Source organism: Actinomyces acetigenes, assembly GCF_031296635.1.
GTDB lineage: Bacteria > Actinomycetota > Actinomycetes > Actinomycetales > Actinomycetaceae > Actinomyces > Actinomyces acetigenes.
Genome location: NZ_JASPFC010000016.1, coordinates 63,500 through 75,190, shown reverse-complemented (window position 1 = coordinate 75,190; position 11,691 = coordinate 63,500). Strand labels below are relative to the sequence as shown.

Genomic DNA, 11,691 nt, shown 5'->3' with positions numbered 1-11,691 from the left:
AGTAGGCCGACTTGGGCCGGCTCGGTGTCAAGCCCCGGGTTTTGTGGAGGCTGGTTTATCTGGTGCCGGTGGTTGCCGGTTGTGATTGTTCCTGGCGGTGGGTGTCGGGCGTCCAGGTGGCTTCGTGCTCGGCGGGGGTTCGCATCCCGATGGCGGAGTGTGGTCGGGTGGTGCCCGTACCAGTGGACCCACTCGGCGGTGGCGAGCACGGGCGGCGTCGATGTCCTCCCAAGGGCCCTGGCCAAAGGATGAGCTCGGCCTTGTACAGCGAGTTGAGCGCCTCGGCCAGAGCAAAGCCGAAAGGAATCGCCCTTTAGAGCCTACAGAGGCGACTGCCTCGCAGTCGGCCAGAGCCTGCCCATAGCGAATGGACCGGTACTGCACCCCACGGTCGCAAGTGGTGCACCAGGCCCGTCAGGTCAGCACCGGCTCGTTTCCGCTGCCAGACGGCCATCTGAAGGGCGTCCAGGGCCAGGTCTGTGTACAGGCTCGTGGTGGTCTGCCAGCCCACGATTCGCCGCGAGAAGACATCGGTGACGAAGGCGACGTAGACCCACCCGGAGAACGTACGCACGTGGGAGGGGGTACCTCCCGCTTGCGGGGGAATGTCGGCGACCCACAGCTCGTTCGCCTGAACGCGCTGAAATGCCTTTTGACGAGGTCGGCCGGGCACTGCTCTCGCGGTGCGCTGCGCGTGGTGCGCGGGGACTTGGCGCGGCGGACGCCGCGCAGACCCAGGTCGCCCATGAGGCATTCAACGGTGCACCGGGCCACGTGACCGGCACCGTGACGCTCGGCGGCCTCGGGTCGGCCCCGCATCACGTGCATCTTGCGGGCCCCCAGCACCGAGTAGCTGGTTCTTGTGGACCCTGGATATCTCCGCCTTGAGGATCTCATCGCGCAGGCTCCTGGCGCTAGGAGGCCGGCTACGGCGGGCGTGAGTCACGTGCTTGGGGCGATCTTGACTCCGGCGCCAGTGAGCACCTTGCAGACCGGCCAGGCCCCGAACTCCTCCTTCTTGGTCTCGATGTACTGGCAGATCAACGAGATGGGCGCTCACACTCCGCCGCGATAGACAAGCCGACTGTGCTCTTCAGGATCGCGTTGGCTCTTCGCAGCTCTCGGACCTCTTTCTCAAGTTCCTTGATCCGCTGCGCCTCGTCGGTGGTGGTTTCCGGCCTCAGACCACCATCGACCTGGGCCTTCTTGACCCAGGTGCGCAGAGCCTCGGGGTGGACGCCCAGCTCGTCGGCGATCCTGCGGATCGCGCCCTTGGCCCGCGCCGAATCCTCCAGCGCCTCCAAGGTCATCCTCGTGGCCCGCTCGCGCAGCTCATCGGGGTACTTCTTCTGTCCCATGACAGTGATCCTTCCGTGTCATCACTGCCTCCATCAAACCCGGGACGATTCAGTCCTTCCAACGGAGGGGCTTACACATACCATTGAACACGCTCGGCCTGCCCGTAGCGGATGGACCGGTACTGCACCCCACGGTCGGAGTGGTGCACCAGGCCCGTCAGATCAGCACCGGCCTCCCGTCCGAGCGAGCGTCTCAGAAGCGAGGAGACAGCACATGAGACGCACCGCCCCTGAGAAGCACTGCGCAGCCCGTGAGGCCTTGAATGACAAGGCTGAAAGAACACCGCTGTGGTTCATCCACATCTGTGGACACAGGTGTGGAAACACAAGGCTGTAGTTATCCACAGGCTTGTCCACACATGGGGAAAGTCGACGTGGGTTGTGGGGAGCCGGTTGTCCACGGATCCACAGACGACCTGGGGAGGAAGGAGGAGCGGGCCGAGCCCCTGGCGCAGGGTCGTGGGGATACGCAGTGGCTCCGGCTCGGGTCCCCTCCTTGGGACGAGCCCCTCGACGATGCGATCAAGCAGCCCTGTCAGCCGGCTCAACCCGCTCCGTCGGTGCCCCGATGTGTGGAGACACCGCTCACGACAAGGCCCCCGAGCCGGTGCTCGGGGGCCTACGCGGATGCCTGATCGCGGGAGTGTCTGAAACCTGTCACTTCCAGCGCAGCAGACCGAGGAAGCCCGACATCATGATGAGGAAGCCGATGTAGAGGTTGCCGTTGAACAGCCAGTCGCCGCCGTGGTGCTCGACGAAGTAGGGCAGCGGGTACTTGCCCTGGAAGAGGTAGGTGGCGACAACCCACAGCAGCCCGATGACCAGGAGCGTCACCATGGTGGGGGCGTACCAGCGCGGCGAGGCAGTGTCCTTGATCTTCTTGGGGGTGCGCGAGACTCGGTTCGCCGCGGCGCGCGACTCCTCCTCGAGGGCCTTGGCCGCCTTGGCCGGGTTGCCGGAGCGCTTAGGGTGCTTCTTCTTCGACGACGACGAGCTCTTCTTCGAGTCCTTGTCCGCCGTGGTCTTCTTCTCCGTCTTCTCAGAGGCGGCGGAGTCCTTCGTCGAGCCCTTGTCCTTCTCAGCGCTCTTCGCGCTGTTCTTCTCCGAGCTCTTCTTCGAGACCTTCTCCGAGCTCTTGTCGGCGTCGTCCGTTGTGGACTTCTTCTCCAAGGCCACCCTGGGTCTCCTCACTGGTTGGGGATGGTGGCATGAGACCACCGCAATACATCCGGGCCTAGCCTAGGACATGCTGTCAGGCTTCCTCACGGTGCACCTTGTGATGAGTCCACCACTCCTGGCTGGTCATGTGGGGGGTGTACCCCCTTAGACTGGCCGTTAGCCCGATGATGTCCCAGTTCTGAGGAGGGGCGATGACTGGAGGAGGTCTTGTGCGACACCGAGCACCCGGCCAGAGTCGTGCTGTCCGAATCTTCAACGGCACCTTGACCGGAATCGGTGAGCTGCTCATCACCGCCGGCCTCGTCGTCGCCCTCTTCCTGTGCTGGCAGCTGTGGTGGACCGGCATTGACGCCAACGCCAGCGCGCAGGCGGTGGCCACCCAGTTCCACCAGAAGCAGGTCCAGTCACCTCAGAAGGCCGGCACGGAGCACTATGATGCTCCGCCCGTCATGGAGCAGGTCGGCTACGGCGAGACCATCGGGATGCTCATCGTCCCCAAGTGGTACGGCATCACCAACAACAACATGCCCATCATGGAGGGCACCGGATCCGACGTCCTGGACCAGGCCGCGGCGGGCCACTACACCAACACCCAGCAGCTCGGCGAGCTCGGCAACTTCGCGATCGCCGGGCACCGCCGCACCTACGGCAACTCCTTCCGCCGCATCGACCTGCTCCAGGAGGGCGACGAGATCATCGTCTCCACCGCCAAGACCTGGTACGTGTTCAGGGTGACCGGCCACGAGATCGTCCAGCCCGAGCAGGTCGAGGTCATCGCCCCAGTCCCCAACCAGCCGGACGCTCAGCCCACCGACCGGTACATCACGCTGACCACCTGCCACGGATCGACCGCCGGCGAGTTCGGCAACGACCAGCGCTGGATCGTCCACGCGCAGTTCAAGTACTGGATGGATCGCTCCGAGGGACGTCCGAAGTCCGTGCTCAACGACCCGGGGGTCAACTGATGTACGGCTTCATCTGGCGGCACCTTCCGGGCCCGGCGTGGCTCAAGGCCATCGAGTCGCTCATCCTCATCGCCGGAGTCGTCTACGTGCTCATGCAGTACGTCTTCCCCTGGGCCAACGCCACCTGGCACCTGTCCGGCAACGCCGACGTCGGCTGACCACAACCGGAAGCCGCAGGTCTTCGCCGCTATCGGCCGTCATTGATGCGGAATGAAGGGGTCCCCGACCGTCACCAGACGGTTGGGGACCCGGCCGCATGCGCGTGCGTCGTACTGCTTAGCGCTTCATGAGTCGCCTGACGAGCTTGCGCAGCTCGTCGACCCACAGGACCAGGGAGGCCATGATGACGACCACCGCCCAGTGGGTCAGGTCCAACGACCTCGTCGAGAAAGCCGCCTGCAGGAAGGGCACCTCCACCACGGCGACCTGAAGCACCAGGGTCAGGCCGATCGCACCCCAGAGCCACTTGTTGACGAAGAGATGACTGAAGGCGCTGACCGTCTCCGAGCGCGAGTTGAGCGTGTTGAACAGCTGTGCCAGGACCAGCGTGGAGAAGACCGCTGTGCGGGCGGTGTCCAGGTCGTCGGTGGACAGGGAAGTCTCGATGAGGCCGCCGGGCAGGAAAAGGTCCAGCGTCGCCAGGGTCGAGACGGCCATGACCGCACCGATCAGCAGCACGCCGCTCCACATGGCGCCGTCGACCACTCGTTCCGTGGGCTTGCGCGGTGGGCGGGCCATGACGTCCTCCACGGAGGGGTCCACGCCCATGGCCAGGGCCGGTCCGGAGTCGGTGACCAGGTTGATCCACAGGATCTGGGTGGCCAGCAGCGGCAGGACCACGCCGGACTCGCTGTGCCCGCTCAGGCCGATGACTCCCGAGAGCACCACGCCGCCGAAGACCGTGAGGACCTCACCCATGTTGGAGGACAGCAGGAAGCGCAGGAACTTCTTGATGTTGTCAAAGATGCGCCGGCCCTCACGCACGGCGTCGACGATGGTGGCGAAGTTGTCGTCCGCCAGGACCATCATGGCGGCCTCCTTGGTCACCTGGGTTCCGGTGACGCCCATGGCCACGCCGATGTCCGCAGCGCGCAGGGCCGGGGCGTCGTTGACGCCGTCGCCGGTCATGGAGACCGTGTGGCCCTGCGACTTCAGGGCGTGGACGATCCGCATCTTGTGCTCAGGGGCGACGCGCGCGTACACGCTGGTGGTGGCTACGGCCCGAGACAGGGCCTCGTCGTCCATCCTCTCCAGCTCCCGGCCGGTGAGGACCGGGGCGCCCCGTTCGACGATGCCCAGGTCCGCTGCGATGCGTCCGGCGGTGGCCGGGTGGTCGCCGGTGATCATGAGGACGCGCACGCCCGCCCGGTGCGCCTCGGCCACGGCCACGGCCGCCTCGGGGCGCGGCGGGTCGATGATGCCGACGACGCCGGCCAGTACCAGATCCCGCTCCAAGTCCGACAGGTCCGCCTCGCCGTCGCCGGCGGCGGCCTCGCGCACGCGGGCGGCCTCCTCATCGGTGAGGAGCCGGTAGCCGACCCCCAGGGTGCGCAGTGCCCGGCCCGACATGTCCGCGATGCGCTCGGTGAACCGGGCCCGGGCCTGACCGGTCAGCTCGGTGGAGGCCTCGCCCAGGCGCATCTGCGTGCAGTGCTCCATGAGGATATCCGGGGCGCCCTTGGAGACGATGATCGTGCCGTGCTCGGTGTCGGTGAGCAGCACCGACATCATCTTGCGCTCGGAGGTGAAGGGGACCTCGCCGACGCGCTCGAAGCGGCCCTCGCGCTGGCCATCGGTGCCGAGCTTCCTCTCCGCGACCAGGAAGGCGCCCTCGGTCGGGTCGCCGACGACGCTCCACACGTCCTCGTCGGCGCTGAGCTCGGCGTCGGAGGCCAGCGCTCCGCCGGAGAGGACCACGGTGACCTCGTCGCGCAGGGGTCCTTCGAGGGGATCGGCGTCGGGGCGACCGTCACGGTCGGTGTCGGGGGCGACCTCGCCGTCGGGCGCGTACCCGATGCCGGTGACCACGCAGGTGCCCGAGGCCGTGACGACTTCCTGGATCGTCATCTCCGAGCGGGTGAGGGTACCGGTCTTGTCCGAGCAGATGACGGAGGCCGAGCCGAGGGTCTCCACGCTGGTGAGCCTCTTGACGACGGCCTTGTGGGTGGCCATGCGCTGCACACCCAGGGCCAGGACTACCGACAGGATCGCGGGCAGGCCCTCGGGCACAGCGGCCACGGCCAGCGAGACCCCCAGCAGAAGGGCGTGGACGATCGTGTCCGGTGTGCGATCCCGCGCCAGGAGCAGCAGGGTTCCCACAACGACGACGGCGATGATGACGACGACGATCCCTAGCATCGTGGAGATCGCGTGGATCTCCTTCTGCAGGGGCGTGTCCTCCTCCTCGACGGAGTCGAGCATCTGCGCGATCGAGCCCATCTCGGTGTCGGCCCCGGTGGCGACGACGACGGCGCGTCCCGTCCCCTGGGCCACGGAGGTGCCCCGGTAGACCATGCAGGTGCGGTCAGCCAGGTCGGTGTCGGTGCCGACCGCCTCGGGGGTCTTGATGACCGCGTCGGCCTCACCGGTGAGGGAGGACTCCACCACGCGCAGGGCGGCGGCCGAGACCAGGCGGGCGTCGGCGCCGACCTGGTCTCCCTCGCCCAGGACGAGAACGTCGCCGACCACGAGCTCGGAGGAGGGGATGACCAGGCGCGCCCCGTCGCGCAGCACCGTGGAGGTCGCCTCGGTCATGGCGGACAGGACGGCGACGGCGTCAGCGGCCTTGTTCTCCTGGACGAATCCGAGGATGGCGTTGAGGGTGACGACGGCGACGATGACGATGGAGTCCACCGGCACGCCCTCGGCGCCCTCCAGGACCCAGGCGATGGTGGAGATGACGATGGCGGCCAGCAGGAGGTAGACAAGCGGATCGTTGAACTGGCCCAGGAAGCGCAGCCAGGCGGGCGCCGGCGGCTTGGAGGGCAGCTCGTTGGGGCCGTTGGCGGCCAGGCGGTCGGCCGCGACCTGCCGGCTCAGACCGCAGGAGACGTCGGTGCCGAGCTCGGTGGCGACGACGTCGGCCGGTCGGGAGTAGGGGCGGGGCTGCGTCGATGGCTCTGTGCCGGCCGGATCGAACGAGGTGTCCATGGCGGGTGCTGTGGGCATGGACGCTATCCCATCAACGGCGGATTGCTTTGACAAGCCGGGCCTCTGGGAGAGATCTACGGGCTGAGACAGCCCAGGGGAACGACGAGGACGCCGTCGTCGCGCTGATAGGCCGTCGCCGTACCAGTGAGCACCATGAGGAACGAGGGTTCTCCCAGGGTCCTGGAGTCGACCCGGTCAGCCAGCTTACGCAGGTTCGCGGCGGCCTCGTCGATCTGGGCGCTGCCGAGCTTGACCTCGACGAGTGCCCATCGGCCGTCGTCGAGCGCGATGACGGCGTCGGCCTCAAGACCCGACTGGTCCCGGTAGTGGAAGACGCTTCCTCCCAACGCCCCGCTGTAGATTCGCAGGTCGCGGACGCACAACGACTCGAACAGTAGTCCAAAGGTCTCGGGATCAAGGAGCAACCGTTGCGGGGTGAGCCTCAGGACGGCGGCGGCGATGGAAGGATCGGTGAAGTGGCGCGTCGGACTGGTGCGGATGGCGGTGCGCGATCGCAGTGAAGGGCTCCAGGCGGGAAGATCCTCAATGACGAAGGACCGCGAGAGTAGGTCGAGGTAGGGGCGCAGTGCATTCACCGAGAGGGTCTGCTCATCCTCCTGCATGTCGGCCCGCAGGGTGGAACCTGCGGCCTGTGTTGAGATATTGCGGGCGTAGGCTCGCAGGAGCGCCCGCATACGCAGACTCGACCGGTTGACTGAGTCGACGCGCGAGAGGTCCGAGTCGACCAGGGCGTCGACATAGTTTCGAGCGTACTGGATGGCCTCGGTGTCGTCCGGGTCCCGTACTGCCTCGGGCCACCCTCCACGGCATATTGCCTGGGCGATGCCGTCCACCGTCAGATCGGACAGGGACGCCGCGTCATGATCGCCGTCGAAGAGTGCCGTGAGTGAGACTGCTCGGTTGGACTCGAGGGACTCGGTCAAGGACATGGTGCGCATGACCAGCCGCTTGATGCGTCCGACGCCGGAGTGCGCGGGCTCAACGGAAGGGGTCGATGAACCGGTCAGGATGAACTGGCCGCGTGCCTGGCGGCGATCGACAGCGAAGCGCACGGCGTCCCACACCTGCGGAGCCATCTGCCACTCGTCGATCAGGCGTGGCACCTCTCCCTCGAGAAGTGCGGAGGGCTTGAGATCCGCCAGTTGGAGGTAGGCGGCGCTGTGGTCGGGGTCCTGGAGGTAGATGCTGCTCGCAGCCGCCTGGGAGCCCGTCGCGGTCTTGCCGCACCACTTGGGGCCCTGGATGAGGACGGCCCCGGAGGTGCGCAACGCCGCAGACAGCTGCTGGTCCGCTACGCGGGGGAGGTAGTCGCTGCTGTCGCTGGATTTCATGGATGTCCTTGCCAACGGAGGCGTGTCGTCACACTACCCCAGTGTGAAGGTTGAAGCCATTTCAGTGTGAACTTTGGTGAGTTTTGAGTGTGAAGGTTGAAACGGCCTCGCGCACGAGGACGAAACCCGTGTGGGGGAACAGGACACCTGTTCCCCCACACGGATTCCGCGTCCCCGTCAGTGGGGGAGCGTCGGCTCAGGCCAGCGAGGGCTGGAGGCCGAGCGAGCCCACGAGGTGCTCGCGGTAGGCCGGGGAGCTGACCTTGTCTAGCCAGGCACGGGCCTCGGCCAGACGACCCTCGATGCCCAGGCGCTCGACGACCTCCTCGTTGTTCTCCGCGGTGTAGAAGCGGGTGAGGGCCTCGATGGCTTGGTGGGCCTGGCGGGTGTCGCGGGCGACCTTGGCGTCCAGGCGCTGCGCGTACCACGACGAGCTCAAGATGTTCTCGCGCTCGAACAGGGCGCGGAACTCCGGGCTCGTCAGGTCCCAGCCCTCGCGAGAGGTGCCGTCGATCATGATCTCCAGCAGGGCCCGCAGCGGCGGCACGGCCCACTCGATGGAGCCGTCGGCCCGGTAGTGCTCGGCCACCACCTTGTGGGTGGTGACGATGATGTCCACCGAGTCGGCGAAGACCGCCTCATCCTGCAGCTCGGGACGCAGCATCTCCTCGGTGAAGACGACGTCGGGGTGCAGGAAGATCCGGCCGAAGAAGGTCGAGGCGAAGGACTGGTTCATCCGGTAGCCCAGGCGCGAGGCCTGGACGGTGCGGCCCTCGTACTCGAAGTCCTCAATGCGCTCGAGGTAGCCGCCCTCGATGAGGTGGTGGGCGTCCCGCTCCTCAACGCTCATGCGCGAGAAGATCTCCGGGATGAGCAGCGAGATGTCGTGGGCCACCTGCACCTTCGGACCAATGTAGCCGGCCGAGGACAGCCAGCCGTCGTAGCCGCTGAGGGCGTAGGACAGCAGGGCCGCGTTGAGGTCGTAGATGGCCGGCAGGGCGTTGAACGGGGCCTTCGTCAGGGCCCCCTCGCTGCCGGCGCCCGTCGTCGAGGGGGACTTACCGGTCATGGAGGAGATGAACTCCATGAACAGCTCCGGCAGCTCCATGTAGTGCAGCGGGTTGTAGGCGCACAGCGGCGGAACCCCGTCCTCGGGCGGGTTGTTGCGGCGCCCGGCGGCGACGATGTCGACGCTGTGACGCAGCGCCTCGTCCAGGGGGACATCCCGGAAGAGGTGGTTGGTCAGGTCCGCCAGCGCCACATCCTTCGGGTTGGCGATGTCGGGACGCACCTGGAGGTAGCGGGGGTTCTTGGTGGGGGTGCCGTTGACCAGGCGCGGGTTGGCCGTGGAGACCCAGTAGGTCTGCTCGGCGGGGTCCTCGGCCTCGGGCAGGGCGGCGGCGCGGGCCACCAGGTCCTGCATGGGCTGGGTGAAGCGGGACAGGCCGGGGGCGTCGGCGGCCATCGCCCGGGCGTCGGCGGGCGTGAGCGGCTGGAAGTTGGAGATGAACAGGTCCGCCTGCGGATCCGACATGTCCGACTCGGTCTGCTTGTCGTAGCCGCGCACGATCGCGTCGTCGGGCCGCTGGAAGAGCAGGGACTCGCAGTTGGTGACGAACTTGCGCGACAGCTGCGAGTCCGGGGTGGAGACCAGGCCGCCGGGGGCCACGATCGAGGCGGTGATGTCGTCCTCGGTCTGGACCTTGGCCGCCGGGGAGAAGTCCGGGCGCAGGGACAGCAGGCGCCAGGCGCCGTCGTCCTCGAAGCCCACGCGCAGCATGTTGACCTTGATGACCTCACCGTCCAGGCGCAGGGAGTTGCCCTTGCGGCCGTTGATGATGCCCACGGAGAAGTGGCTGCGCCAGTCCTTGCCCCAGCTGGGCTGGTAGAAGCGCTTGACGGTGAAGATGAGCTCCTTGATGTGGGCCGGGATCGACTCCAGGAAGGCGTTGTACTCCTCGGTGTACATCGACGACGGCGTCAGCAGCTTGATGACGCTTCCCAGCGAGCGGCGCTCGGAGAGGATCGAGCGGTGGTGGGCGCTCTTGTTGGCCGGGTCAACGAAGCGGTCGGCGTAGTTGCCGTCGAGGATCGTCTGGACGGTGTCGAAGTCCTCGTCGACGTCGCCGACGTAGGCCTCACCGAAGACGAAGGCGTCCAGGAGGGCCTTGGAGATCTCTGACTTGCCGCCGCCGGAGACGGTGGCCGGCTTGTGGGCCTGCGTGGACCAGGGGGCGGTGCCCACCAGGTGCCACTGGGTGGCGTCGCCCTCGCGGTGCTTGGCGTGGACCCGGTAGCCGTTGGGGGCCACGTAGGTGTTGCCCACCAGCAGCGGGATCGAGGCCTCCTGACCGTCGGGGCGGGTCCAGGTGATCGTCTGGTTGCGCATCGAGTAGTGGGCGCCGGCGGGCACCAGCACTACGGTCGGGTCGTCGATGGCGACGGCGGAACCGTCCTCGCGCGTCTCGAAGCGGCCGGGGTTGCGCTCGATGATGTGCTCGAGGGTCAGGCCCTCGGGGGTGTGGACGTCGGTGTACTCCTGGCTCAGGTTGTAGCGCGGGTAGGCGACGGCGCCGCCGGCGTGCTCCTCCTCCACGCAGCCGAAGAGGTTGGCCGAGTACCCGATCTGGGTCTTGACCTCCTTCTTGCAGTAGCCGAAGTAGTTGTCCGCGATGATGGTGACGATGACGCCGCGCTCATCGCGGGCCACGCACTTGAAGGCCTTGCCGCCGTTGTAGAGTTCGGCCTCGTCCTTCCAGCACTGGCCGTCGCGGCGCTGGCGCTCGGTGGCCTCGTCCCAGGAGGGCAGGCCCAGCTCCTTCTTGGTCAGGGTGGTCAGGTGCGGAGCGAGGATGACGCAGCCGGTGTGGCCGGTCCAGGACTCCGGGGCCAGGGAGGAGTCGTTCTCCGGCAGGTAGGGGTCGCCGCCGTTGCCGAAGATGCCCTCGACGAAGTCCAGGTTGGAGACCAGGCCGCCGGGGGCGATGAAGCGGATCTCCATGGAGCGCTCGGCGGAGAAGCCGGGAACCTCGGGCACGACGACGGGGCGCAGCAGCAGCGACACGAAGCAGCGGGCCGGGTCCTCCTGCCGGGAGGCCCACGGCAGGGTCAGCAGGTCCTCGGGGGGCTCGACGGCGTGGGCCAGCAGGCGGGCGAAGACGTCGCGCGAGACGGCGATCTTGTCATCCGGGATCGGCAGGCCGCCCTCGGCGACGTGGAAGACGCCGGCGGTGGTGCGACGGTCGTTGCGGGGGTTGTGCAGGACGCCGCCGAGCACCCGGTAGCTCTCGACGTAGTCGGAGGTGAAGCTGGTGGAGTCCGCCGGCAGGGACAGGGCCCGCGCCAGGCCCGGCTGGTCCAGGACGAAGGTGGAGCGGGGCAGCCGTGGGGTGACGGCCGCGCCCTCCAGGTAGGAGTCGAGGAAGGTCTGGATGCGCTGGTCAGCCGCACAGGGGCGGTGGGCCAGCCGGCGGGAGAGCTCGCGCTGGCGTGCCAGGATCGGGGACATGAGGCGGTCCGCCTCACTCTGCTTGACCTGTGCCGGGGCGGAGATCCCCAGCAGCTCCAAACGCAGGGCGATGGCGGAAGTGGTGGCCGCGTCTGTAGTTGTCATGGCACGAGCCTAGACAGAACAGACGACACGGTCCTGTTACGTTCTGCCCAGAAGACCGACTTCAGTGGCGTGTC

8 protein-coding genes are annotated in these 11,691 nt (G+C 67.4%); 2 read left to right on the top strand and 6 right to left on the bottom strand.

The features are described 5' to 3' along the window. Positions 1-313: 313 nt before the first annotated feature. The 3 genes from RIV14_RS13745 to RIV14_RS08120 form a co-directional block, all read right to left on the bottom strand. Positions 314-754: a DDE-type integrase/transposase/recombinase gene (locus tag RIV14_RS13745; RefSeq protein WP_081381870.1), complete on the bottom strand. Its 441-nt coding sequence runs from the start codon at positions 752-754 to the stop codon at positions 314-316. A gap of 286 nt (positions 755-1,040) precedes the next feature. Continuing rightward, positions 1,041-1,358 (bottom strand): transposase, encoded by a 318-nt coding sequence (locus tag RIV14_RS08125; protein ID WP_075373014.1) that lies wholly within the window; start codon positions 1,356-1,358, stop codon positions 1,041-1,043. A 657-nt stretch (positions 1,359-2,015) separates the two neighbouring features. Beyond that, positions 2,016-2,534 carry a cell division protein CrgA gene (locus RIV14_RS08120; protein WP_075373013.1) on the bottom strand — a complete coding sequence of 173 codons (519 nt, stop codon included), beginning with the start codon at positions 2,532-2,534 and terminating at the stop codon, positions 2,016-2,018. A gap of 194 nt (positions 2,535-2,728) precedes the next feature. On the opposite strand from RIV14_RS08120, the gene RIV14_RS08115 reads away from it, so the two are divergent. Together RIV14_RS08115 and RIV14_RS08110 are read left to right on the top strand one after the other, a co-directional pair. Next, entirely contained in the window at positions 2,729-3,502 is a 774-nt protein-coding gene (locus tag RIV14_RS08115; protein WP_075373012.1) for a class E sortase, read from the top strand. Next, positions 3,502-3,660 carry a hypothetical protein gene (locus RIV14_RS08110; RefSeq protein ID WP_009406747.1) on the top strand — a complete coding sequence of 53 codons (159 nt, stop codon included), beginning with the start codon at positions 3,502-3,504 and terminating at the stop codon, positions 3,658-3,660. Before RIV14_RS08115 ends, RIV14_RS08110 begins: the two co-directional genes overlap by 1 nt. Positions 3,661-3,778: 118 nt before the next feature. Here RIV14_RS08110 and RIV14_RS08105 read toward each other — a convergent pair whose 3' ends face one another. From RIV14_RS08105 to RIV14_RS08095, 3 genes are all read right to left on the bottom strand, one after another. Further along, complete coding sequence (locus RIV14_RS08105; protein ID WP_143224232.1) at positions 3,779-6,670, bottom strand: cation-translocating P-type ATPase; 2,892 nt, start codon at positions 6,668-6,670, stop codon at positions 3,779-3,781. 56 nt (positions 6,671-6,726) lie between these two features. Beyond that, positions 6,727-8,004, bottom strand: coding sequence for an ATP-binding protein (locus tag RIV14_RS08100; protein ID WP_075373010.1), 1,278 nt, complete (start codon positions 8,002-8,004; stop codon positions 6,727-6,729). Positions 8,005-8,200: 196 nt separating this feature from the next. Continuing rightward, complete coding sequence (locus tag RIV14_RS08095; protein WP_075373009.1) at positions 8,201-11,617, bottom strand: PPi-type phosphoenolpyruvate carboxykinase family protein; 3,417 nt, start codon at positions 11,615-11,617, stop codon at positions 8,201-8,203. Positions 11,618-11,691: the final 74 nt, after the last annotated feature.

What these genes read in the sequence shown, in the direction of transcription:
- RIV14_RS08115 (WP_075373012.1), top strand. Translation starts at nt 2,729, where the DNA reads ATGACTGGAGGAGGTCTTGTGCGACACCGAGCACCCGGCCAGAGTCGT.
- RIV14_RS13745 (WP_081381870.1), bottom strand. Translation starts at nt 754, where the DNA reads ATGCCTCATGGGCGACCTGGGTCTGCGCGGCGTCCGCCGCGCCAAGTC.
- RIV14_RS08125 (WP_075373014.1), bottom strand. Translation starts at nt 1,358, where the DNA reads ATGGGACAGAAGAAGTACCCCGATGAGCTGCGCGAGCGGGCCACGAGG.
- RIV14_RS08110 (WP_009406747.1), top strand. Translation starts at nt 3,502, where the DNA reads ATGTACGGCTTCATCTGGCGGCACCTTCCGGGCCCGGCGTGGCTCAAG.
- RIV14_RS08095 (WP_075373009.1), bottom strand. Translation starts at nt 11,617, where the DNA reads ATGACAACTACAGACGCGGCCACCACTTCCGCCATCGCCCTGCGTTTG.
- RIV14_RS08100 (WP_075373010.1), bottom strand. Translation starts at nt 8,004, where the DNA reads ATGAAATCCAGCGACAGCAGCGACTACCTCCCCCGCGTAGCGGACCAG.
- RIV14_RS08105 (WP_143224232.1), bottom strand. Translation starts at nt 6,670, where the DNA reads ATGCCCACAGCACCCGCCATGGACACCTCGTTCGATCCGGCCGGCACA.